At 67.0% G+C, this 23,405-nt stretch carries 14 protein-coding genes; 4 read left to right on the top strand and 10 right to left on the bottom strand.

All coding sequences use genetic code 11. The features are described 5' to 3' along the window. Window positions 1-88 precede the first annotated feature (88 nt). From GFY24_RS13710 to GFY24_RS13735, 6 genes are all read right to left on the bottom strand, one after another. Complete coding sequence (locus GFY24_RS13710; RefSeq protein ID WP_228566272.1) at window positions 89-4,741, bottom strand: SbcC/MukB-like Walker B domain-containing protein; 4,653 nt, start codon at window positions 4,739-4,741, stop codon at window positions 89-91. Continuing rightward, window positions 4,741-6,252 (bottom strand): TIGR02678 family protein, encoded by a 1,512-nt coding sequence (locus GFY24_RS13715; RefSeq protein ID WP_153805403.1) that lies wholly within the window; start codon window positions 6,250-6,252, stop codon window positions 4,741-4,743. Before GFY24_RS13715 ends, GFY24_RS13710 begins: the two co-directional genes overlap by 1 nt. Continuing rightward, the gene (locus GFY24_RS13720; RefSeq protein ID WP_375336047.1) at window positions 6,252-7,748 is read right to left on the bottom strand and encodes a TIGR02677 family protein; all 1,497 of its coding nucleotides are present in this window, start codon (window positions 7,746-7,748) and stop codon (window positions 6,252-6,254) included. Before GFY24_RS13720 ends, GFY24_RS13715 begins: the two co-directional genes overlap by 1 nt. Window positions 7,749-7,928: 180 nt before the next feature. Beyond that, entirely contained in the window at window positions 7,929-8,816 is an 888-nt protein-coding gene (locus tag GFY24_RS13725; RefSeq protein ID WP_309230818.1) for an alpha/beta hydrolase, read from the bottom strand. 72 nt (window positions 8,817-8,888) lie between these two features. After that, window positions 8,889-9,785, bottom strand: a complete 897-nt coding sequence (locus tag GFY24_RS13730; protein ID WP_153805405.1) for a serine hydrolase — start codon at window positions 9,783-9,785, stop codon at window positions 8,889-8,891. After that, window positions 9,782-10,657 (bottom strand): LysR family transcriptional regulator, encoded by an 876-nt coding sequence (locus GFY24_RS13735; RefSeq protein ID WP_153805406.1) that lies wholly within the window; start codon window positions 10,655-10,657, stop codon window positions 9,782-9,784. Before GFY24_RS13735 ends, GFY24_RS13730 begins: the two co-directional genes overlap by 4 nt. Before the next feature lie 238 nt (window positions 10,658-10,895). On the opposite strand from GFY24_RS13735, the gene bla reads away from it, so the two are divergent. Beyond that, the gene (gene bla, locus GFY24_RS13740; protein ID WP_228566315.1) at window positions 10,896-11,759 is read left to right on the top strand and encodes a class A beta-lactamase; all 864 of its coding nucleotides are present in this window, start codon (window positions 10,896-10,898) and stop codon (window positions 11,757-11,759) included. 10 nt (window positions 11,760-11,769) lie between these two features. Here the strand turns inward: bla and GFY24_RS13745 are convergent, their stop codons facing one another. After that, window positions 11,770-12,537, bottom strand: coding sequence for a DUF2127 domain-containing protein (locus tag GFY24_RS13745; RefSeq protein ID WP_153805407.1), 768 nt, complete (start codon window positions 12,535-12,537; stop codon window positions 11,770-11,772). A gap of 25 nt (window positions 12,538-12,562) precedes the next feature. Continuing rightward, window positions 12,563-13,795 carry an XRE family transcriptional regulator gene (locus GFY24_RS13750; protein ID WP_309230819.1) on the bottom strand — a complete coding sequence of 411 codons (1,233 nt, stop codon included), beginning with the start codon at window positions 13,793-13,795 and terminating at the stop codon, window positions 12,563-12,565. Between the two features lie 151 nt (window positions 13,796-13,946). Here GFY24_RS13750 and GFY24_RS13755 point away from each other — a divergent pair, with 151 nt between their 5' ends. Continuing rightward, the gene (locus tag GFY24_RS13755; RefSeq protein WP_309230820.1) at window positions 13,947-14,252 is read left to right on the top strand and encodes a hypothetical protein; all 306 of its coding nucleotides are present in this window, start codon (window positions 13,947-13,949) and stop codon (window positions 14,250-14,252) included. Here the strand turns inward: GFY24_RS13755 and GFY24_RS13760 are convergent. Together GFY24_RS13760 and GFY24_RS13765 are read right to left on the bottom strand one after the other, a co-directional pair. Further along, a complete protein-coding gene (locus GFY24_RS13760) occupies window positions 14,154-16,811 on the bottom strand; it encodes an AMP-binding protein (protein WP_153805408.1) in 2,658 nt (885 codons plus the stop codon). The genes GFY24_RS13755 and GFY24_RS13760 overlap by 99 nt on opposite strands. A 68-nt stretch (window positions 16,812-16,879) precedes the next feature. Beyond that, window positions 16,880-17,773, bottom strand: coding sequence for a PAC2 family protein (locus GFY24_RS13765; protein WP_309230821.1), 894 nt, complete (start codon window positions 17,771-17,773; stop codon window positions 16,880-16,882). A gap of 199 nt (window positions 17,774-17,972) precedes the next feature. Between GFY24_RS13765 and metH the strand changes: the two genes are divergently transcribed. Beyond that, entirely contained in the window at window positions 17,973-21,551 is a 3,579-nt protein-coding gene (metH, locus tag GFY24_RS13770) for a methionine synthase (RefSeq protein ID WP_153805409.1), read from the top strand. Window positions 21,552-21,636: 85 nt separating this feature from the next. After that, window positions 21,637-23,322: a serine/threonine-protein kinase gene (locus GFY24_RS13775; protein ID WP_153805410.1), complete on the top strand. Its 1,686-nt coding sequence runs from the start codon at window positions 21,637-21,639 to the stop codon at window positions 23,320-23,322. The last annotated feature ends 83 nt before the right edge of the window (window positions 23,323-23,405 follow it).

A 23,405-nucleotide genomic window follows, 5' to 3' on the forward strand; every position in this document is an offset into this window, starting at 1 on the left:
CAGGGCCGTTTCAGACCGAGTGCGGAGCGGGCGTGCCGCGGCGTTGTCCAGGAGGCTGGACAGCGCACGGAGGTGATTCCGGTGATGCTCAGAGCAGGGCGATCGCGCCTTCCACGCGATGCGGGAGGCGGCGCCGGTTGGGGGAGCCGAGGGCGGCGGCGAGATCGGTGCCGTCGTGTTCGGCGAGCAGGTCGTCGGCGTCCCAGACGAGCAGGGTTGCGCTGACGGTGTTTTCGGCGGCGGAGTGCGCGAGATCGTAGTGGGCGCAGCCGGGGACATGGGTGTAGGTGATCCAGAGGTCGTAGCCGGTCATGAACAGGTCGAGGTCGAATTGGACGGACAGGCCCAGCAGTTCGCTCTTGCCGTTGTCGTCGACACCGGCGAAGGCTTCGTCGAGGGCGAGTAGGCGGGGCGCCTGCGGGTCGGCCGAATCCAGCATGACGTGCGCGGCCGCGAACAGTGGCAGGTGCAGGGAGACGGACTGTTCACCACCCGACAGCGCGCTGTGCCGGGCCACGGTGAGCCGGTCCTCGGTGCCGTCGGAGGTGATGATGGTGAACGAGAACGCCCGCCAGGTGCGGTAATCCAGGGTGGCGGCCAGAATCTCCGGGAACGAACGCTCCGGATGCGAGGCGCGCGCGGAGCGGATCTCGGCCGCGAAATGCGAACGGATGGTGGCGAGATCGTCCGGATTGAGCTCGGAGGAGTCGCGATCCAGCAGCTTGCACACCACGCGTGCGGGTTCGGAGAGCGCGTCCGCCAGTACCCAGTGCACGCCGATGGTGTTGCCCGAGGACATGCGCCGCTGCTTCATCTCCATACCCATGCGATTGATGAGATCGCGTGCGTCACTGGTGCGTTCGTGAATCTGCTGGGCCAGACCCGTGAGCAGGGCATCCTCCAGAATCCGGCGCTCGGAGTCGGTGAGGAGCAGTTCCTGATCGCGGCGCGCCCCGCCGATGCGCTCGGCGAAATCGGCGAGGGAGGAGAGTCCGTGATCGTCGTGCACCTGCACGACGGTGAGCCCGTCCGCCGCATCCCAGTGCAGGCGGTAGTCCTGCCGGGCGGCGGTGAGCGCGGCATCGAACTCCTGCAGAGCGGTGGTGACCGCACTGCGAGTCGACTTGCGGGTGGCCTCCCCGGCGCGCACGGAACCCGTTGCGGTGGAGAGGTTCTCGAACAGTTCGGCCACCTCGTCGGGCAGCACCTTGGGCTCCTGCTCGGGGTCGCCGTTCTCGATCCGGTACAGCAGCTGCTCGGGGGTGGACCAGGCGGCATCGCTACTGGGCCACCGGCTTTCGACCGGAGCGCCCAGCAGGCTCAGCAGATCCGGACGCGCGTATGGGGCCAGATGCCTTACATCGGCGAGCAATTCGGTCAGCGCGGTCCCGAGCGCGTCATGCGCGGCCCGATGCGCACCCTCGGCGGTACCGACGGCCTCGATCGCCTCATGCGCGGCCTTACGCGCCGACTTCTGTTCCGCGCGTGCGGCATCGATGCGTTCGCGCGCGAGCTCCAGCTCCCGATCGATATCGGCGGCCCCGGCGCCGAGCGCCTCCCGCAGCGTCTCCAGCTTGCGCTGTTGCTCCTCGTACCCGCTTCGTGCCGCCTCGGCCTCCTCGGCGAACGCCTCCGCGAGGTCGGTGGCCTCGTCCAGGCGGTCCCCGGACTCGCGAGACCGTTCATTCTCGCGTTGATGGTCGCCGCGCAGTCGCAGCAGCGCGGTCCCGGCATTCTCGAAGTGCCGCACGGCAGCCGCGAGCGCATCCAATTCGGCTGGATCGCGCGGGGCCTTGTGCTCGGCGGCGATGGCCCGAACCTTCTTATCGGCGGTCGAATACTCGCCCACCGCCTGATCGAGATCCCGCTCCGCCTGCGCCGCCGCCTCGGACCGCGACCGCAGCATGCCCGCCGCCTCCGAAACAGCCCGCAGCGCAGCGGTAACCGCCGTAGTGCGCGGTAATGCCTTGGCCGCAGCGGAAACCCGCGCGAGCTCCTCGGTAGCGGCCCGCTCTTCGTTCAGCGCGTCCTCGGTGGCGGTCTCGGCCGCCTCGATTGCCGCTGCCAGCTCCGCGAGCCGCAATTCACGCCGTCGCGCCCGAGCGGTGGTTCCGATGAATTCGGCATCGCCCTTGAAGTGCCGCCCGACCTGAACGCCCTGCCGGTAGCAGCCATCGGTGGCAATGGTGAGCGGCTCGGCCGTGTCGGCGACCGAGTTTCGAGTCTTGGGGTGCGAATCGGTGCCCGCCTTCGAACGACCGTTGGCAGCGCCGGTCTCTCCGGCTGCAGTGATCGCGCCGTCCGCCGTGGCTGTGGCGGTCGCCGGGCTCGTGGCGCTTTGCCCCGCAGCTGTTTTCGTGCCCTTGGTCGTGCTACCGACGCCGGGCGCGGTTTCGTGCAGGGCGATAGAGGCGAGCACATCGGCGACGGTTCGACGCGGCACCGTGAGTGCGTCGGAATCGTCCTCCACCACAAGCACATCGGCGAGCGTGCGCCCGGTGGGGCGCTGTGCCTTCGGCAGCGGTACCAGGAACTGATCCGAAGCGTGGTCGGGCAGTGCGGAATCGGCACATACCCAGCCGTCGAGCAGGTTCGCGGCCTGCAATGCGGCCTCGATACCCGCCGCGGCTTCGGGACTCACATGGTCGGCGAAGCGCACCAGTCGCCACAGTGGTGCGCCGGGGCGGTCGCCGCGCACATCGGTGCGTGCGGCGAATGCCTTTGGCGCGTCATCGCGTTCGGCCGCGACCTGTTCCCGCTCGGCGCGCAGTTCGGCGGTGCGCGCCTTGGCCTGAGCGGCGTGCGCACGCGCCTCCTGGCGACGGCCGCGAATCTCCTCGGTCAGCGGCTCGGTGCGATCCGCGAGGACCTCCGCCGGGGTGGCGGGGACCGCTTCGCCCTCGCCGAAGGGGCCGCCGTCCGGTGCGGAGTCGTGTCGGCCGCTCGAACCCGCGGCCGAGGTGGCACCCTTGCGGGCATTCGCGGGAGCGTCGGCATCGGCTGCGGCAGTTGGTACTTCGGTGCCGTTCGCGGCTTTGCTGACGGCGGTCGGATTGGTCGCGCCGTTGACCGCCGTGGTCTCGGCGGCTCCGCCCTTGCGTCCGCGACTCTTACCGGAGCCGGAACCGCCTGTCGTGCCGAGCATTCCGGCGGCGGAGTTCTGGCGTTGCGGCGCGGGGTTCTCGGTGCCGGCGGAGGCGAGGGCGTCGTTGAGGGCTTCGAAGAGGCCGTCGCGGATGGGGGTGTAGACCTCGCGGTGTTCGTCCCACCAATTGCGGAGCGAGACTGCGGTATTGGAGCGGGCCAGGGCTACCGAGGCTTCGGTTTCGGCGAGTTCGGCGGCGGCAGATTCGCGGAGTTCGGTGGCGCGCTGGGCGGCTCGTTCGGCGCGGGTGCGTTCGGTGACGGCGGCGTCGACCAGGGTGAGGGCACGGCGGACGGCGCGGACGTCGGCGTCGCGCTCCTCGGCGTGACTGCGGACGGTGGTGGTGAGGTGGTCGGCGCGGGACTGCTCGGGCAGCGACGTCCAGGGGATGCCGGCTTCCTCTGCGGCGGAACGCAATTCGTCCTCACCACGGGCCAGGGCGGAGGAGGCGTGCTGGACGGCGGATTGGGCGCGCTCGGATTCCTGGGCACGCTGGTCCACGGTCTGACGGGCCTTGAGCGCCTTGTCGCGGTGCGCGGCGGCGGAGGTCTCCAGGCGGCGCACGGCATCGGCGAGATCGTCGAGCTGCTGTTTGCCCTCGTAGGCGCTGGAGCGCTGCAGGGTTTCGCGATCCGAGAGCGCCTGCTCATAGGAGCGGTCGGCATCCTCGGCGCGGGTTTCGGCGGCGGCACGATCGGTCTCGCGGCGCTGGCGCAGGGCCGCCGCGGCATGCAGGGCGGTACTGGCGTGCGTCACCGTGTCCAGGCGCGAACGCACCTGATCGATATCCGTCTTCGCCTGCACCGCAAGGTATTTGCGGTATACGCCGACGAACGCGCGGGTGGCGGTATCGGCCTGGACGAGCCCCTCCAGGGTGCGCCCGACCTCCTCCATATCGCTGAACGAGCGGGCCGCGTCCAGGATCAACTGCTCGTCCAGGGGCCGCAGACCATCGGTGAGTGCCTGCGACAGCCCGCGCGGATCCAGGTTCTTGGCCAGCTGCGGGCGGCGCAGCGTGAGAATCAGATTGATGAGCTGGTCGTAGCGCTGCTGCCCGAGCCCGAACATGCGGGCGTCGATGGCGGCGCGATACTCCACCGGCCGATCCACGATGGCGTCGCCGCCGATCTGCTCGGCCAGTTGTTTGCGGGTGAGCGGCCGATCATCCGGTCCCAACAGCGAGAAGTCCACGCCCACCCGGCCATCGGCGACGAAATACCAGCGCGTCACCTTGTCCGAGGAGCGGGTGGCGCGCATACCGATACCGACGGTGACCGTCTCCGGCTCGTCCCAGGTGCCGCGCGCGAACTCCATCCACACATACGAGTAGGCCGATTCCTGCTTGCGGTACAACAGGTTCGACTTCATGGTGCGCTCTTCACCCGCGAACGGATTCAACCGGCGCGGTTCGATGCGCCCGTCCAATACGAAGGGGAACAGCACTTCCAGAGCCTTGGTCTTACCGGAACCGTTGGGCCCGCGCAGCACCAGTCGCCCGTCGGCGAAGCAGAACTCCTGGTCCCGGTAGTCCCACAGATTGACAATGCCCGCGCGGGTGGGGACGAAGCGGACTCCACCGTGAATGAGGTCGGCCATCAGTTCCCGGATCCCTTCTCTGTAGCTACAAGCTCGGTGTGATCCACTGCCGGATCGGCGGCAGTGGCGTGCGCAGCCGAGACCGGGTCGGCCCCCGCGCCGATATCGGTTGGCGAGATGAACAATTCGGTTTCCGCGCGGGTGCGGATGGTGACGATCGCGCCGCGATAGCGAGCGAGCGCGGGGAAGATGAGCAGCCCGGAGCCGAGGTCGTGCGGCGGTGGGGGCGTACCGGACGCCCCGGTATCGATGCGCTCGATCAGCTGCAGCCGTTCCAGCAGGCCCACCACCTCGGTGGTCAGACCGGGTACGTCTGCCTGCCACTGCGCTGCGAAGGTGGCACCGTAGCGCGCGGCGAGCATTTTGACGGTGTCGCGGATCCACGCCGATTCGATGAACGGGTACACCGGAATCTCCGGTTCTTCCGGCTCGTCGAACTCCGAATCCTCTTCGGTGGCAAAGATATCCATGCTGTCCGCGAGCGGCGCGAACACCGTGGTCATGGGTATCGCCGAATCGAGTTGCTCGGCGAGATCTGCCAGGGGTTTCTCGGGCCGGGGGATACGAGCCACCGGATTGTCGAGATCCAATACCAGATCGGCGATTTCACCCGCGAGCAGCAGCGCGACCTGCGCGAGCGTCCCGGTGCCGGGGAACCGCACATCGGAGAGCCGACCCGAACTGTCGATCAGCGCAACGCCTTCCGCGCGCCGCTCGGCCTTGAGCCCGGTGACCTGCTCGACCTCCTGGACGAGTTTCTCCTGCGCGAGCAGCGACCGATGCGGTTCGGCGAGGTCGTCTGCGTACACGACCGGCTGCTCCACCAGCGCCCGTCGCACCGCCCGTGAAGCCAAAGCCAGTGCGGGGGAGCGGGTATCGCCACCACCGGCCTCTTCGCCGAGCAGCCCGGTCACGCTCTGCAGATGCTGCAGTGCGCGTGGCGGCCGGAACAGCGCGAACACCACCGAGCGGTCGATATCGTAAAGCGCTTCTCCCGCTTCGGGATCGCTGGCCCAGCCGCCCGCATCACCATCGGCGAGAGTGACCGCGCCGCGCGCCGCCAGCCAGCCGACCGCGTCCACGAAGGCATCACGATCTCCGGCGCGGTCGGCGGCGAGGTCCAGCCCGTCGACCCGTTCGGTGTACGCCGCGACCTGATCCGCCAACTCGGACAAGGTGATCTGGTCGCCGGCCCGCCCGAGCGCCGCGAGCGCGAGCGCCAGGTAGGCGTACCGTCGCCGATCGAACAACCGGTCCGCGGTGGTGCGGGCGGGCCGTCCGGCATCGAGCTTGTCCAGCACGGGGAACAGTCGCGCCGTGGTCTCGGTGACCTCGAGGCGGTAGCCGAAGAGCTCCGCGAGGTCCTCCCGCAATTCGGTCGCCCAGCGCCGAATCAACGGCAGCGCAATACGATCCGGATAGGTCCGGGTGATCAGATGATTGGCCAGCACCACCCGCGCGGCCCGCTGATAACTGTCCAGCGCGAGTGAGTCGATGGTGCGCGCGTGCATCAGCCCACGTCCTTCCCGGCGGCCTTGCTCTTGCGGGCGGACACCGTCTCGCGCACCTGCAGTTTGCGATTGTTGAGATGCAACAGCCCGCGCGCGGTACGCACCACCGTGGACCCCTCGTGTTCCGAGACGGTGAGCGTGACGCCGCTGTCGGAACCTGTTGTGCCCGAGAGTCTTCCGCTGACCGGCACCCAGGCGGTGGAGGCGGCGTCGATCAAACGCAGCAGCACCTCGGTCTCGCGTTCGTCGAGTTCGCGGTCGTGCACATCGGCCGAGGCCAGGGAGCGGGCGGCCGCCGCGCGGGCGCGCTGGGTCTCCAGCTGTGCCTCACGCAGGCGGCGAATTCCGGCGTCATTGCGCTGCAGGCGTGCCGGAGCGCCGGGTGTCGGCGGGCGTCCGGTCTCGGCGAGGGTGCGTGCGATCTCCAAAGGTGGTGCGTCCCACCAGGATCGAATCGCCGGAATGACATCGGCGTCCGGATGGTGCATGGCCAGATGTCGCGGCCGCCCCAATCCGAAGACCACATCGAAGAGCGCGTGCGCCGCATCGGCCGTCGGCGCGGCGGTGAACCAGCCCGCCAGATGCCGCAGCGCCGATTCCCGGCTGACCCCGCCCTTGCGGGTCTCGGTGACCCGGCGCAGCAGCGACAGCACCGCCGCGATGGCGCTCATGGTCGCCTCGCGCAGCCGCTCGCATTCGGTGAGCCCGCCCTCGCTGCCATCACCGACGAACCAGGACCGCAGTCCCTGCCAGCGGGCACGCCAATCCGCCTGGCGTTCAGCGGTATTGAGCAGGACTCGCTCATCACACCGGGCCGCCCGCTCGATGAGCTCCTCGACGCCGGTCTCCTCGACCTCGCGAATGGCCGTGGCCAGGCGCGGCGCGAACCGCGCCAGATCCATGGAGAACTCCCGCATATGCGCGAGCAGCGCGTCCTTGTGCGCCAGGAACGCCTCGGGCGTGGCCTCGGTGGTGCGCACCAGATCGCCCAGCGTCAGATAGAAATGCGCCGCCCGGTCCGCCAGATCCGAGAGCGCGCGATCGAGCCGATTCAGTACCCGATACACCCGCGGCGCGTCCCCGCTCTTGTTCGCTTCGGCGAGAGTGTGCAGATCCGCCAGCAACTCCGGCAGCACCAGCCGCGACAGCGACGCCTCGTCGAGCCGCGCCTCCAATACCTCCGACACTGCCCGATATGCCTGAAACCCGGCCTGGGAGAACTGATATACGAAGTGCCGGTTCCGATACTCGGCCAGCGTCGCGGCCCGCGTCCCGTCATAACTGCGCTCCAGCACCCCCCACTGATGCAGCTGCTCCAGCAGCGGCCCCACCTCGGTCGGAGTCAACTGCGGTGCACCGGGGCAACGATTGAGCGTCTCGACAACATCGGAGGCGTGCAACAGCACCACATAGGCCCCGCGCGCCATATCGAAAGCACGCAAAACCCACAGGTAGTCGCCCCGCTTCTCGGCCGTGGCGAAGGAGAACAAACGCAGCCGCCCGGCATGCGGAAACTCCTCGACCCCGGCCCCTCCGGGGTCGGACAGCAATCCGTCAGCGGCTTCGGTCACCGAAGGAAGGTTAGTACCGCCCACCGACCGGTCCGGCATTGCGCCCGGTCTCGGCGCGCCCGCACCCGCATCCGCCCCGCTCGGTAGCCGGGAACGCGTCCCCGGCTACCGAGGCGTGGCATCGGAGTGATCATGCTGTGCGAGGAATTCCAGCACCCGCGGGACCACTTCATCGGGCGCCTGATCGATGACGCCGTGACCCATTCCCGGAACGATCCGGCTCTGCCCGTGCGGCAGTAGATCGGTGACGCGCTCCGCGGCGGCGACGGCATTACCGGCGACCGAGTCGCCGCCGAACACGGCCAGCACCGGGGTCGAGATCGACTGTAGTTCGGCATCTTCGAGAAGACGCGGCCAGCCGAGAGTGTTATGGAATGCGAGTGCGGCATGGAGGCAGGCGATTTCGCGCTCGTTCATGGTGACGCCGGGCGTCAGCCACGCCGCCATCTTCACCCGGTTGGCCTCGGTCGGCCGGATCCCGAAGCGCATGATCCGAAACAGCACGCTCCACTTCATCTTGACGAGCAGGCCATTGGGTTCGATCAGCGTCACACTGGCCAGCCGCTCCGGTGCGTACAGCGCGAGCAGTGATGCGAGCCGAGAGCCTTGGGAGTAGCCGAGCACGTGCGCCCGCGTCAGTCCGAGGCCCGCCAAGACCTCCGCCAGCCAGGCGGCGATATCGGCCTCACCGGTGAACGGCGCGGTCTGCACACTCTTGCCCGCCGCGCCGATCGCGTCGAAGGCGTAGACGGTTCGATCCCGGGTCAGATCCTTGATCAGTCCATGCCACTGAAGCCCATTGCCCGGAAAGGAGGGGAGTAGCACCAGCGGCAGACCCGACCCCGATCCGGAACTGCGCACATGTGTTGTGCCGAAAGAGGTTTCGATATCGACCTGGGTCTGCGGCAGCGGCCACAGCGTCTCCAGTGCATCGTAGGCGCGCAGGTATTCAGCCCGCGCCTGGTCATTCTTGAACCGTCCGATCTTGGCCACAGCGTCCCCTTGATCCTCGTTGATGGTATGACCGTACCATGAAAGTGGTACGCACGAACCAGGAAGGGGTGGCTACTCGGGCAGGGGGCGACGGAGGTCTGTTACGGCTATGCGGGCGGCTTCGGCGATGGCCGCGTCGACCGCGGGCAGGACCGGGTCGGCGCGGGCGGCGCGGGTGAAAACGGCTACGGTGACGGGGTATTCGCCGGGGAATTCGACTACGGCGACCTCATTGCGGATGATGCCGACGGTGCCGGTTTTGCCTGCCACCGAGACGCCGCGGTGGGGGAAGCCGGCCGCGATGCGGTGTGGCCAGACCTGGTTGCGCATGACGGCGCGGACGAAATCGGTTTGGGCGGGGGAGATCAGGGTGCCGGTCCAGAGGGCGGCGAGGAAGCGCGTCATCTCTTCGGGGGTGGTGGCGCTGGCGTAGGTCGGGTCGTAGGCGGAAATGGACCAGGCTTCGTCATTGTCGGCGAGGGTGGCGAAAGCGGCTGCGGTGCTGGGGGTGTCGGTATCGCGGACCAGGCTTTCGTGCTGGTCGGCGGTGCCGCCGACAATGCGGGTCTCGGTGAGGCCGAGATCGCGCAGCAGGTCTTCGACCGGGGCGAGACCGATCTCGCCGAGCAGGACGTCGGCGGCGGCATTGTCGGAGACCGTCATCATCGAGGTGGCCAGATCGCGCCAGCTCATGGTGACCGGATCATGAAGTGCGGCAATACCGGTCGGGCCGGGCGTGCAATCCGAGGGGATCACCGTGAGCCGTGCGGTGGGGTCGATCCGCCCGGCGTCGACGCTGCGGCAGAAGGCGACGAACAGTGGCAGTTTGTAGACCGACGCGGTCACCACGCGCGCGTGGCCGTCCACCGTGACCTCGGCGGTGGGGTCGGCGCAACGGCGGGCATGCAGCCAACCGCTGCAGCCGGCATCGGCGAATACGGCGCGAATGCGGTCCGCGGCGGTGCTCATCGCAGCCGCTCCCGATACAGCACGCGATCCACCGCATCGGCGTGCGCACTCGCACCGGGCCGGTGAATCACCCTGAGCCGCAACGCGATCGCCTGCGGTGCCAGGCGCAACCAGGTGACTCCCGGGGTATCGGCCGGAGGTGTCGCGGTGAGCCCGAAACTCGTGCCGGCGGCGACCGCCGCGAGCACGGCGCGATCGTCTCGAGCCGTGACGGCGATGGCATCGAGGCCGCGCTCACGCAGCAGATCCACCACGGTATCGAAGGCGGGCGGATTCGCCCCGCGCGGTGAGTGAGCGAAGGTCAGTCCGGTAAGCATGGGCAGCGTGGGTCGCTCGGCGTCCGCGCTGCGATGATCGGCCGGTACCACCAGCCACCGCGGCACCTTGATGACAGGTCCGATCTCGACACCGTCGACCAGGGCCGGATGCTCGATCACCGCCACCTCACATATCCCGGCCCGCACATCGGCGACGAGATCGACACTGGTCGCGATGGTCGTGGATACGGCGGTACCCGGTCCGCTCACCGCGCGCAGTGCGGTCACACAACCGGTGACCATCCGGTCGGGCAGCGCCGTGGCCGCACCCCAGGCGACGGTCCCACGCGCATGGGCAATGCGCTGCGATTCGGCGAGCAGCCGCTCGGCATCATCGACGAGCAGCCGGGCACGCGGAAGTAGCTGCACCCCAGCCGATGTGAGCATCGCGCCCTGCCGGGTCCGATGAATGAGCTCGACGCCGAGATGCTCCTCGAGCCTGCGCAAACCCTGTGACAGCGGCGGTTGGGTCATATCCAATGCGGCCGCCGCCCGACCGAAATGCCCCTCGTCCGCGACGGATACGAAGAAGCGAAGATGGCGGACCAGATCCATGCCGCCATTGAACCAGCAGCGTTCCGGCGAACTCGTCCGGCCGAGGGTCGTCGTCCGGTATCGGGGCGCGAGTGTAGGAGGTGAACTGCGGTGATATCCACTGCGACTCGCCGCCCCGATGGTGCGCTATTGGCCAGTTCGCCATTGGGGGTGATGAGCTGCGCCGGTGAATCCCTCCGTGCTCAGCCACCTGCTTCCGCACCGCCGATTCCTCGCGGCGGTGCTCGCGGTCGGCGCGTTGACCGTTGCCACCGCCTGCGATGAACAGTCCGATGACACCGCCGCCGCGACGCCCACGACCGCCGTCGATACCCAGCCGTTCGCCGACCTCGAGACGAAAGCCGGTGGGCGACTTGGCGTATACGCGATCGATACCGCCACCGGTAAGACCGTCACCTACCGGGACGGTGAACGATTCCCGATCGCCTCGACCTTCAAGGGCCTGGCCTGCGGCGCGCTGCTGCGCGGTCACCCGCTGTCCTCCGGCTACTTCGATCAGGTAATCCATTATCCGGCAAGCGATCTCGTCACCTACTCGCCCGAGACCGAGAAGCATGTCGATTCCGGGATGACCGTCACCGAACTGTGCCGGGCGGCAATCACGCTGTCGGACAACACCGCCGGCAATCAACTCCTGAAACTGCTGGGCGGCCCGGAAGGTCTCACCGCCGTCATTCGGACCCTCGGCGATCCCATTACCCGACTGGACCGCTGGGAGACCGAACTGAATACCGCCATCCCGGGTGACGAACGTGACACCACCACTCCGGCCTCGCTCGCCGCCGACTACCGCGCCCTGGTCGTCGGTGACGCACTCGCCGAACCCGAACGCGCCCAACTGAAATCGTGGCTGCTGGCCAATACCACCGGTGGCAAACGCGTCCGCGCGGCCCTGCCGGCCGATTGGACCATCGCCGACAAAACCGGCTCCGGGGACTACGGCTCGGCTTCGGACGCGGCCATCGTCTGGCCCCCGAACCACGCGCCCATCGTCATTGTCGTGCAGACCACCAAACCCGACCCGCACGCCGAGGGCGACAATGCCCTGATCGCCGATGCCACCCGGCTCGCGATCCAGGCACTCGGCGTGACAGGCCGGTGACGGCTGATACTCAGGTGGCGGCTTCGGCCGCCACGGCCGAACGCTCCACGGTCAGCAGGCTTTCGGTGTGGTGTTCGGCGTAGTACGCCTTCGCGCCACCATTGATGCCGAAGAGTCGCTTGCTCCAGAGCAGCCAGATGACGGCCGCGAGATTGATCAGCAGCGCGCCCGCGCGCAATACCGTCACCTTCTCGGTCAGCTCGTAGATCTCGAAGGGCAGGAAGAGGCTGGTGGCGATGACCGCGAAGTATTCGCCCCAGCGCTTGACCAGCCACAGTCCCACGGCCTCGACGATTTGGATTGTGGCATAGGCGAATATGCCCACCGCCACCCACACCAGCACCGTCGGGGAGAGCGTGAAGGCGGTATCGATCCAGTGCACGATCTTGGAATGATCCGGATCCCAGCCGATCTGATCGGCCAGCTGCCGGATCAATGGCAGCTCCTCACCCCACTTGGACCGCCAATGCTCCTGTGAGCCACGGAGTTTGAGCACACCCGCACCCACCAGAATCAGCACCAGCGCGCGAATCACGCGCTCGGCGGCGAGCAGTCGCATGATGATGCGGTCGCGCAGCAGATGCCCGCGCGGCACCTCGGGCGCATTGTCCGCGGGGCCGTACCCGCGCGGCTCACCCGGTGCGAAATCACCGCACCGCAGGCAACGCCACGACTCCCCGGCGGGCGTTGTCACATGCAGGCGCGCGGCCAACTCGGGTTCATCGGGCGCATAGGTCTCATGCCCGCGAAGAGCGCAGGTCCACAGACTGAAGTCCATGGGCGCGAGCGTAACCGGAACGGGTTCAGCCCGCCGCGAGGGCGCGCAGCTGATCGAGGTAGGTGCGGGTGCGCGGATCGCTGGGGAAGCGCTGGATCATCTCGCGCGCGGTCTCCCCGGCAATCCACATGAGCGAGGGGAGTGAACGCCGCTTGCCGGTGAAGGCGCGCATACCCTCGTCGAGGGCGAGCTCCAGATTGCGATCGCGCACCGCGACAACCGCGAGCGTCAGATGTGCCTCGGAGACCCGCATGGGTTTGCGAACGGTTCCATCGGGGCATGTGGCGGACAGGATGACCTGCCGCGCATAGCTTTCGGCGAGGCGATCGTCCCCGGCGACACGGCAGCAGTCCATTGCGTAGAAGTCGAGTTTCTGCGGGTCGACCACGAAGTGATTGTCCAAATTGGCCGGATGGTCCAATCTGTCCAGTATTGAACGCCCCTGGGCGAGTGCGGCTTCCACCTGACGCCGGTCGCCCAGCCGGGCCCAGGCTTTGGCCCGCTGGGCACACAGCTGCACCCCGACGCCGAGGTGCCCGGTATCCGAGTGCGCGGCCTCGGCGGTCTCGATGGCTCCCCGATAGTTCCCCTGGGTCAGGGCGAACCAGGCAGCCATTTCCGCACCCCAGCCGATGATTTCGGCATGTTCGGCCTCCTGCCCCAGCGACAGGGCGGCCCGGCGAGTGGCCTCGGCCGCGGTCCGCCAACCCAGGTCGTAATCCACGCAACCGACCAGCAGCGCAACCCATCCCGCGAGCACGAGCACTTCCCGATGCTGCCCCAGCGTGAGTCGTCCATCCAAGAGCGAGGTGATGCGGCGCAGCCACGCCGTGCCCTCGGAGTGCAGCTCATGCGGATCCGCGCACGGATACTCCGAGCAGAGCCGGTCCGCGGTAATACGAATGGCGTCCAGGGTCGCCGAGGAGACATCGGACATGCGCAGCCGCCCGATGAATTCGAGGGTGTCCATCCCTGTGGCAGAGAGCAACTCGTCATCGCGATTGGGCCGGGCCTTGGGAAAGAACGCCGCCGTGACGGTGTCGAATGCCGCGGCGATTATGGGGGCGTAGAAATCGTCGGGCCGGGACTCCCCGGATTCCCAGCGCCGCCAGTTGCGCAGAAGTGTGCTGTCGGTTGGCAGATTGTGGCTCGACTTACCCCGCATGACGCGCACGGCGTCGGCTTGTGACCACCCCCGAGCATCGCGTTCGGCGCGCATTCGGACAGCCCAGACAGGTCGATCATCGCCAGCGGACACGCTCTGTAGTATCCCACTGGTTAACGCTTGGTGGACCCGGATAGGGCATGTGGATGTCAGTAGGTTGACATCTGCAATTGCATCCGCGAGAACGCCATGCTTATGTCGGGCACACTTCAGGACAGCGATCCCCAATCCAACGGAGGTTCGGGTGGAAGCGTTGATCTATGGGTACGTGCGTGACGATTTGGCCGACGGCCGTAGCGAAGAGCTCGAGGACGCTATGACCAGCCTGGCGCAATCAGCGGGTTTCTGCTTCGCCGCCACGTTCCATGAATCGACCCCCGGCGACGGCACCGCGTTCGCGGAGTTGACTGCCGAACTCAAGCGTGCCGATGCACACCATGTGGTGGTGCCGTCACTCGATCATCTTGCCGGCCAGACGATTCCACGCGATTTGCTGATCGCGAAACTGGCCCATGAAGCGGAGGCCGAGATCCTGTCCGTCGAGCACTGAATCCCGCGTTCGGCGAACCGGTCGGTTCCGCAACGAAATTCGCTCGCTGGTGAAGCGCCTGGCCACGGCCAGTAGCTGCGCGGCCGCGATTCCGGCTGCGACCGAGGCGAATAGCGCAAGCATGTGGTGTGCACCGAACAGCGGATACACCTGCCAATGCAGCAGATACGCGAAGAGCGACGCCTCCGCCAACAGCGCGGTCGTACCGGCGACGAGCGCGGGCACGCGCACCGACGGCACCCAGATCAGCAGCAGCAGGCCCGCCAGGACCAGATGCTCACGGCTGGATTCGCCGAAATAGCCGGGCACGGTGAGCAATGCGATCGCGGTGATCAGCGCGCGCTGCCGCACTGTCCTGGCCTTGGCCGCCGCCCAGCCCAGGACGAAGAACCACACCGCCAGCGGCGAGAACGGAATATCGTGCGGCGCATAGAGATCGAATGACCAGTAGCGGAAGACGAGCGCGCCCGCGAGCACCGCCATGGCGAACCAGAAGGGTGCGCGGCGCTCGAGCGCATCGGCCAGGGGTAGTCGCAGCAGTAGCGCACCCGCGAGCATGAAGTAGACCGCTACCTCGACGAACCACAGGTGACCGGCGGTGGGACTGTTCTGCGGGCCGAGAATCTTATTGAGCAACAGGACATTCTGCCAGCGGTAATAGTTGCTGAACGGCAGGGTGAGCGCGACCCACAGGGCGGTCGGTACGGCAATCAGCGCGACCGTACGCAGGGTCTTTCGAAACCGTTGCGCGGCAGGGGCCGGCGTCACGCCGAAGCGGGCGAAATTGAATCCGGCGACGGCCAGCATCACATGCGCACCACCCCAAAGTACGAAAAGTCCTATATGTGAACCCAATACGGTGATGATGCCGATGGCGCGCAGCAGACTCGTGGTATCGAGCGAGCGTCCGAAACGGCGTTTACGCCGGGGGAGTGACTCCAGTTCGGCCACCGTCATGGTCTGCCAATTCGCCGGAAGTTGCCCGAGCGCCCGATCGAGTTTCACCGACAGCGCCACATAGGTGAGCGAATCGCCGCCGAGATCGGCGAAGGTGCTCTCGGGAGTGATTGCGGCCGTGGCGAGTCCGAGTGCCTCCGCGAAGAGCGTCCGCACATTCGCCGACGGAGCGCTGGGAGCGACCGGTAAGCGACGAATAGTCGGATAGTCCGGTTTTCCGGAGGGCAGTCGTGGAATCTCCGCGACGGTACAGACCCGTACGGCAGAGACCGGCAGACCGGACAATTGCGCCGCGAGTTGTGCGGCGGCAGTGGAGTCCTCACCCGCCACCGCGACGACCAGCGTCTCCGCGTCATCGGTGCAGCAGACCGAATAACCCGCCGCCGCCAATCCGGATTCGATGCGCTGCAGGTCGATTCGGAGACCGAAGATCTTGGCGAACCGGGACCGGCGGCCGATCACCTTGTACAGGCCGTCCTCGGTGCGGCAGGCCAGATCCCCGGTGCGCAGTTCGGTGAGCCGCGGCCCGAGTGTCAGATCGGCGGGCGATTCGGCGTAGCCCATCATCACATTCGGGCCGTGGTAGACGAGTTCGGTGCCGCCCTCCTCGACCGGTTCCAGGCTGAAAGATCCACCGGGAACCGGGATTCCGATGCAGTCGGGATGTCGGGTGGCCAGTCGCGGTGGCAGGTACGCCATCCGCGCGGTGGCCTCGGTCTGCCCGTACATGACATAGAAGCGCCAGCCCGCGCGCTCACCGGCGCGGGCATGGTGCCGCACCTGATCGGCGGACAATTTGCCGCCCGCCTGGGTGATATAACGCAAGTGCGGCAATGACATTCGCTCGAAACCGACGCGTTCGAGGAGGTCGAAGGTGTACGGCACGGCCGCGAAAGAGGTTGCCCGATGAGTTCGGAAGTCGTCCCAGAACTCCGGTTCGAGCACCGAGCGGCTTGTCATGAGCAGGCTCGCACCGCGCAGCAGATAGCTGTGCACGACCGACAGGCCGTAGCAGTAGAACAGCGGCAGGGTGGTGGCGGCGCGATCGGTCTCCTGGATATCGAGGTACTCGGCGATGGATTCCGCGTTCGCCAGCAGATTCCGGTAGGACAGTCGCACCAGTTTGGGCGATCCGGTCGAGCCCGAGGTGCTCAGCAGCAGCGCCAGCTCCGGATGCAGGGTGTGCGCGGAACCGGTTCGCCGCCACCGTGGTTCGGGGATACCGAGCGAATCGGGCCCCGGCTCGATTGCGCTGTCATCGGATTCGATGACGATATCGGGGTCGTACACCCGCAGCATTTCGTCACTGACCGAACCGGTGAGCAGTACCGCGCACCCCGCTTCGAGCGCTCCGAGATATGCCACCAGCGAACCGATGTCATTGCGGGCGGCCAGTGCGACGAGGCGCCGCACCGGCCCCGGCTCGGTTGCCGAGAATTCGCCATCGCGGGTCTCCGAAACCCGTTCCGTCCCGAGCTTGTTCGCGAAATCACAGACGAGCGCCGCCAGTTGCGCATAGCTGAGCTCGTGATCCCGGTCACCGATGACTGCTGAACGGTCGCCGAATGCGTTCAGGTGCGCGGCAATCCGTGGCGAGCTCATTCGGGACATTCTAGAGAGGTTAGGCTTACCTCCCGGTAGCGACTCCCTGATGAACCGAAAGTTGACGGCTAGAGACCGAATCCGCCCCGGCCACGCCTGCGCAGGTACTTCTCGAATTCGGCCGCGATGGCATCGCCGTCGATCTTGGCCATGGCCTCATTGAGATCCACCTCGGCATCGCCGCGCTCCTCGAGCGAGCGGACGTACTCGGCGATCTCCTCATCACCGGTGGTCATCTCATTGACCGCGCCCTCCCACTCCTCGGCCTGTTCGGGCAGGCCACCGAGCGGAACCTCGACATCGAGGACATCCTCGACCCGATGCAGCAGGGCGATGACCGCCTTGGGATTGGGCGGCTGTGAGACATAGTGCGGCACCGCGGCCCAGAAGGAAATGGCCGGAACACCCGCGCGCACGCAGGCATCCTGCAGCACTCCGGTAATTCCGGTCGGTCCCTCGTAGCGGGTCTGCTCCAGGTTGAAGCGCTCCGCGGCTTCCTTGCTATAGGCCGTACCGGTGACCGGAACAGGCCGCGTATGCGGGGTGTCGGCCAGTAATGCGCCGAGGATCACCACCGTCGAAACATCGAGCTGCTCCACGAATTCGAGCAGGTCATTGCAGAACGAACGCCACCGCATATTCGGCTCGACGCCGCGCAGCAGCACCACATCGCGATCACTGCCGGGGGGCGAGCACACCGAGAGCATCGTGGATGGCCAATGGATTTCCCGGGTCACACCGTCGACCTGGCGCACGGTGGGCCGGTTCACCTGGTAGTCGTAGTAGTCCTCGGAGTCCAGCTCGGCGAGCGGCTGTGCGTCCCAGATCAATTCCAGATGTTCGACGGCTCCGCTCGCCGCATCCGCCGCGTCGTTCCAGCCTTCGAAAGCGGCGACGAGGATCGGATCCCGCAGCGTAGGCAGGTCCGAATCGGGTGGCACCGGGGGTTCACTGGCGTTCACCCGGTCAGCTTAGGGGGTAGGGCACTCGGACGCGTCAGCGACGCGCAACCGCGCTGGTCGACGGGGCGTAGGTAGGTGGTGCGGATGTGCTCGGGGAGCACTCCTATGACGGCCGACCCGCCGTGCGGCACGCGGGTCACGCAGCTCTCGGGCTGGACCCAGGCCGAGATTGTCCCCGGCTCCCACTACTCTTGAGAACATGTCTGTGTCCCCCCGCGCCGAGTTCGACACCACCCTACTCGACACGCTCAGTCGGCGTGTCGTCATCGGCGACGGTGCGATGGGCACCATGCTGCAGGCCGCCGATCTGACTCTCGACGATTTCCGCGGCCTCGAGGGCTGCAATGAGATTCTGAACGAAACCCGCCCTGACGTGCTCGCGAGCATTCACCGCGCCTATTTCGAGGCGGGCGCGGACGCGGTCGAGACCAACACCTTCGGCTGCAATCTGCCGAACCTCGCCGACTACGACATCTCCGATCGGATTCGCGATCTGTCCGAGCGCGGAACCCGCATCGCACGTCAGGTCGCCGATGAGATGGGGCCGTCCGCGGATGGGACTCCGCGGTATGTGCTCGGGTCGATGGGTCCGGGTACCAAACTCCCGACCCTGGGTCATGCCCCGTATGCCTCGCTGCGTGATGCCTACGCCGAAGCCGCGCTGGGCATGCTCGAGGGTGGCGCGGACGCCATTCTCATCGAAACCTGCCAGGACCTGTTGCAGGTGAAGTCGGCGATCGTCGGCAGTCACCACGCCATGGCGCGGGTGGGTCGCAAGATTCCGATCATTACGCACGTGACGGTGGAGACCACCGGCACCATGTTGGTCGGCTCCGAGATCGGTGCGGCGCTGACTGCGCTGGAGAACCTCGGCATCGACATGATCGGATTGAACTGCGCCACAGGGCCGGACGAGATGAGCGAGCATCTGCGCCATCTGTCCAAGCACGCGCAGTTGCCGGTGTCGGTCATGCCGAACGCCGGCCTGCCGGTGCTGGGCGCGCACGGCGCGGAGTACCCGTTGACGCCCGAGGAACTCGCAATCGCGTTGAGCGGCTTCGTGTCCGAGTTCGGGCTCGCATTGGTCGGTGGCTGCTGTGGCACCACGCCCGAGCACATTCGGCAGGTCGCCGAGGCGGTGCGGGCCACCACGCCGGCGGTGCGTAATCCGGTGCACGAGCCGTCGGTGTCCTCGATCTACAGCCAGGTGCCGTTCGAGCAGGACGCCTCGGTGCTGATGATCGGTGAGCGCACCAATGCCAACGGCTCCAAGGCATTCCGGGACGCCATGCTGGCGCAGGATTGGCAGAAGTGCCTCGATATCGCCAAGGACCAGATTCGCGACGGCGCGCACATGCTGGACCTGTGCGTGGACTATGTGGGTCGCGACGGCGCGGTCGATATGAACGAGCTGGCCTCGCGGCTGGCGACGGCCTCGACACTGCCGATCATGCTGGACTCCACCGAATTGCCGGTGCTGCGTGCGGGTTTGGAGCAGCTGGGTGGACGCTGCGCGGTCAACTCGGTGAACTATGAGGACGGTGCGGGGCCGGAGTCGCGGTTCCAGCAGACCATGGCGCTGGTCGCCGAACACGGTGCGGCCGTGGTGGCTTTGACCATCGACGAGGAGGGTCAGGCGCGTACCGCCGAGACCAAGGTCGCCATTGCCGAGCGGTTGATCGAGGACATCACCGAGAACTGGGGCTTGGCCGAGTCGGACATCATGATCGACACGCTGACCTTCACGCTGGGTACCGGTCAGGAGGAGTCCCGCAGGGATGGCCTCGAAACCATCGAGGCCATCCGGCTTTTGAAGAGCAAGCACCCGAATGTGCAGACCACACTGGGTCTTTCGAATATCTCGTTCGGTTTGAACGCGGCCGCGCGCCAAGTGGTGAACTCGGTGTTCATGAACGAATGTGTCGAGGCCGGACTGGATTCGGCGATCGTGCACGCCTCCAAGATCCTGCCCATGGCGCGGATTCCGGAGGAGCAGCGCAAGGTCGCCCTGGATCTGGTGTACGACCGCCGGACCGAGGACTACGACCCGCTGCAAGAGCTCATGGCCATGTTCGAGGGCGTCTCGACGGCCTCGTCCAAGGCTTCACGCGCCGAGGAAATGGCGCAGCTGCCGCTGTTCGAGCGGCTGGCCCGCCGCATTGTCGACGGCGAACGCAACGGCCTGGAGGCGGACCTCGACGAGGCCATGAAAGAGGTTCCGCCGCTTCAGATCATCAATGAGACGCTGCTGTCGGGTATGAAGACCGTCGGTGAGCTGTTCGGCTCCGGGCAGATGCAGCTGCCGTTCGTGCTGCAGTCCGCCGAGGTGATGAAGACCGCTGTGGCGCACCTGGAACCGCATATGGAGGCCACCGACGACTCCGGTAAGGGTCGCATCGTGCTGGCCACGGTCAAGGGTGACGTGCACGATATCGGCAAGAACCTGGTCGACATCATCCTGTCCAACAATGGCTACGAGGTCGTGAATCTCGGTATCAAGCAGCCGATCTCGGCGATCCTGGATGCCGCGGTGGACAAGAAGGCCGATGTCGTCGGCATGTCCGGTCTGCTGGTCAAGTCGACCGTGATCATGAAGGAGAACCTCGCGGAGATGAACACGCGCGGTGTCGCGCAACAGTTCCCGGTGCTCCTCGGCGGTGCCGCGCTCACCCGCGGATACGTCGAGAACGATCTCACCGAGGTCTACGAGGGCGATGTGCACTACGCGCGTGACGCTTTCGAGGGCCTGCACCTGATGGACGAGATCATGACCCGCAAGCGTGGCGGCGGACCCGATCCGGACAGCCCGGAGGCTCTCGCCGAGGCGGCCAAGGTCGCCGAGCGCAAGGCCCGGCATGAACGCTCCAAGCGCATCGCCGCCGAACGCAAGGCCAAAGAGGTGCCGGTCGAGGTGCCCGCGCGCTCGAATGTGGCCTCGGATCTGCCGGTGCCGACGCCGCCGTTCTGGGGCACCCGCATCGTGAAGGGCCTGTCGGTCGGCGAGTACTCGGGCCTGCTCGATGAGCGTGCGCTGTTCCTGGGGCAGTGGGGTCTGCGCGGTCAGCGTGGCGGTGAAGGACCCTCCTATGAGGAGCTGGTGGAGACCGAAGGCCGTCCGCGCCTGCGGTATTGGCTGGACCGGTTGATCGCCGAGGGCGTGCTGCAGCATGCCGCGGTGGTGTACGGCTACTTCCCGGCCGTCTCCGAGGGCGATGATGTGATTGTTCTCACCGAGCCGAAACCCGATGCGCCGGAACGGTATCGGTTCACTTTCCCGCGTCAGCAGCGCGACCGGTTCCTCAATATCGCCGACTTCATCCGCTCCCGCGAACTCGCGGTGCAGACCGGTCAGGTCGATGTGCTGCCGTTCCAGCTGGTAACCATGGGGCAGCCCATCGCCGACTTCGCGAATGTGCTGTTCGCGGGTGACAATTACCGGGACTACCTGGAGGTACACGGTATCGGCGTGCAGCTCACCGAGGCGCTCGCGGAGTTCTGGCATCGCCGAATCCGGGAAGAACTTGTGCTGGAAGGGCATTCGGTCGCCGAATCCGATCCCACCGATGTACTCGAATACTTCAATCTCGGCTACCGTGGCGCTCGGTACTCGTTCGGATACGGTGCCTGCCCGAACCTGGAAGACCGCGCGAAACTCGTTGACCTGCTGGATGCGGGCCGGATCGGAGTAGAGCTGTCGGAGGAGCTGCAATTGCATCCGGAGCAGTCCACGGATGCGTTCGTGCTGCTGCACCCGGAGGCAAAGTACTTCAACGCCTAAGATTCTCAACGAAGGTACCGGCGGGCTTGTCGCGCAACGTTGCAGGGTGGCTCGGCGCGAAAGCCAGCAGGAGGGGCACAACCACATGACTTCAGACCGGCTGATTACGGGGCGGTACCGACTAACGGAACCGATCGGCACCGGTGCGATGGGGGTCGTGTGGCGCGCGACCGATGTTCGGCTGCGGCGCACCGTCGCGGTCAAGCAATTGCTGCTCGGGCCGGGGCTCACCCGGTCGCAGGCGATCGAGGCCAAGATGCGGGCGATGCGGGAGGGGCGCATCGCGGCACGACTGCATCATCCCAATGCGGTCACCGTCTTCGACGTGGCCGAGGAGGACGGACAGCCCTGGCTGGTCATGGAGTACGTGGACGCCGTCTCGCTGGCGGCGCTCATGCGGGAGAAGGGCAATCTCGCGCCCACCGAGGTGGCCCGCATCGGGGCCAAGGTGGCGGCGGCGCTGGCGGCCGCGCACAAGGCCGGGATCGTGCACCGGGATGTGAAGCCCGCCAATATCCTGGTCGCCGATGACGGGACGGTGAAGATCACCGACTTCGGCATCTCCCGGGCCATCGGGGATGTGACGGTGACCTCCACCGGATTCCTCGCCGGGACGCCCGCCTATCTGTCACCGGAGGTGGCGCGGGGCGAGAATCCGGAGCCGTCGTCGGATGTATTCGCTTTGGGCTCAACGCTTTACGCGGCCGTCGAGGGGCTGCCGCCGTTCGGTGAGGGGGATAATCCGCTCGCCGTACTGCATTCGGTGGCGCGGGCGCAGGTGCCCGAGCCCCGGCACGCGGGCGCGCTCGGGCCGGTGCTGATGGATCTGCTGGCCGCCGAGGCGGCGGACCGGCCGACCATGGAGCAGGCCACCGAACGGCTGCAGGCGGTCGCGGACGGGCGGGCCACCGCGCCGATTCAGGCCACCAAGGTGCTGCCCGCGGTGAAAAGTGATGCCCCCGTGGATAGTTCGGCGGCGACGACGGTGCTGTCCACCTCTCGGACCGGGCAGTCGGCGGGGAACTCCACCGATGAGACCGTGCATATCTCCATGAGCAAGCCGTCCGCCCGTACCACCTCGCCGGCGACGCCGGTGCCGCCCGGGACCTCGGCCGAACTTGTCGGTAAGGACGGGAATCGGCGGTCGCTCGCGCTGGTCGCGCTGGGAGTCGTCGGTGCGCTCGTGCTCGCGGTGGTGGTGGCCTACGCGGTCAGTCGCAATTCCGGTGGTGGATCTCCGGTCGCCGCGGGTACGACTTCGGTTGTGGCGCCGGTGAATCCGTCCGATGCGGCGACCTCGCAGGCCGTCGGACCCGCGGAGGGCAATACCGAACCCGGTCACGGCGGGCAGGCGTCCACGCACGCGCCGACCACCACCCCCGCGCCGACCGGTAGTACGACGACCACTCCCGCCAAGCCGAGTACGACCACCACCGTGCCACCGACCACAACCCCCGCGGGTCCGCCGTCGGCGGCCTCGGTCGCCTCGTTCATTCAGGGCTACTACGGAATGCTGCCGAGCAATGTCGGTGGTGCGTGGGGCATGCTGTCGCCCAGCTATCAGGCGCAGACCGGTGGGTTCGGTTCGTACTCGCAGTTCTGGGGGAGTATCGCCTCGGTCAGCGTCGGCGGGGTCACACCCAATGGCGAGAATCGGGCCGTGGTGAATCTGACCTACACAATGAAGAACGGTCAGATCAATAGCGAGAGCCGGTGGATTCAGGTCGACTCGTCCAGCGGGAAGCTTGTGATCGCGGCCTCCGGGCTGTGACCTGTCGCGCCGCCTCGCGCCCCGGTCGAGGCGGCCCGATACCCTGAACGGCGCCTCGCCTCCGCGAGCGCCAGTGGGAGTGG

The organism is Nocardia sp. SYP-A9097, assembly GCF_009649815.1.
GTDB lineage: Bacteria > Actinomycetota > Actinomycetes > Mycobacteriales > Mycobacteriaceae > Nocardia.

Coding starts and splice junctions, on each gene's coding strand:
- GFY24_RS13710 (WP_228566272.1), bottom strand. CDS start 4,741: ATGGCCGACCTCATTCACGGTGGAGTCCGCTTCGTCCCCACCCGCGCG.
- GFY24_RS13715 (WP_153805403.1), bottom strand. CDS start 6,252: ATGCACGCGCGCACCATCGACTCACTCGCGCTGGACAGTTATCAGCGG.
- GFY24_RS13730 (WP_153805405.1), bottom strand. CDS start 9,785: ATGAGCACCGCCGCGGACCGCATTCGCGCCGTATTCGCCGATGCCGGC.
- GFY24_RS13735 (WP_153805406.1), bottom strand. CDS start 10,657: ATGGATCTGGTCCGCCATCTTCGCTTCTTCGTATCCGTCGCGGACGAG.
- GFY24_RS13745 (WP_153805407.1), bottom strand. CDS start 12,537: ATGGACTTCAGTCTGTGGACCTGCGCTCTTCGCGGGCATGAGACCTAT.
- GFY24_RS13760 (WP_153805408.1), bottom strand. CDS start 16,811: ATGAGCTCGCCACGGATTGCCGCGCACCTGAACGCATTCGGCGACCGT.
- metH (WP_153805409.1), top strand. CDS start 17,973: ATGTCTGTGTCCCCCCGCGCCGAGTTCGACACCACCCTACTCGACACG.
- GFY24_RS13775 (WP_153805410.1), top strand. CDS start 21,637: ATGACTTCAGACCGGCTGATTACGGGGCGGTACCGACTAACGGAACCG.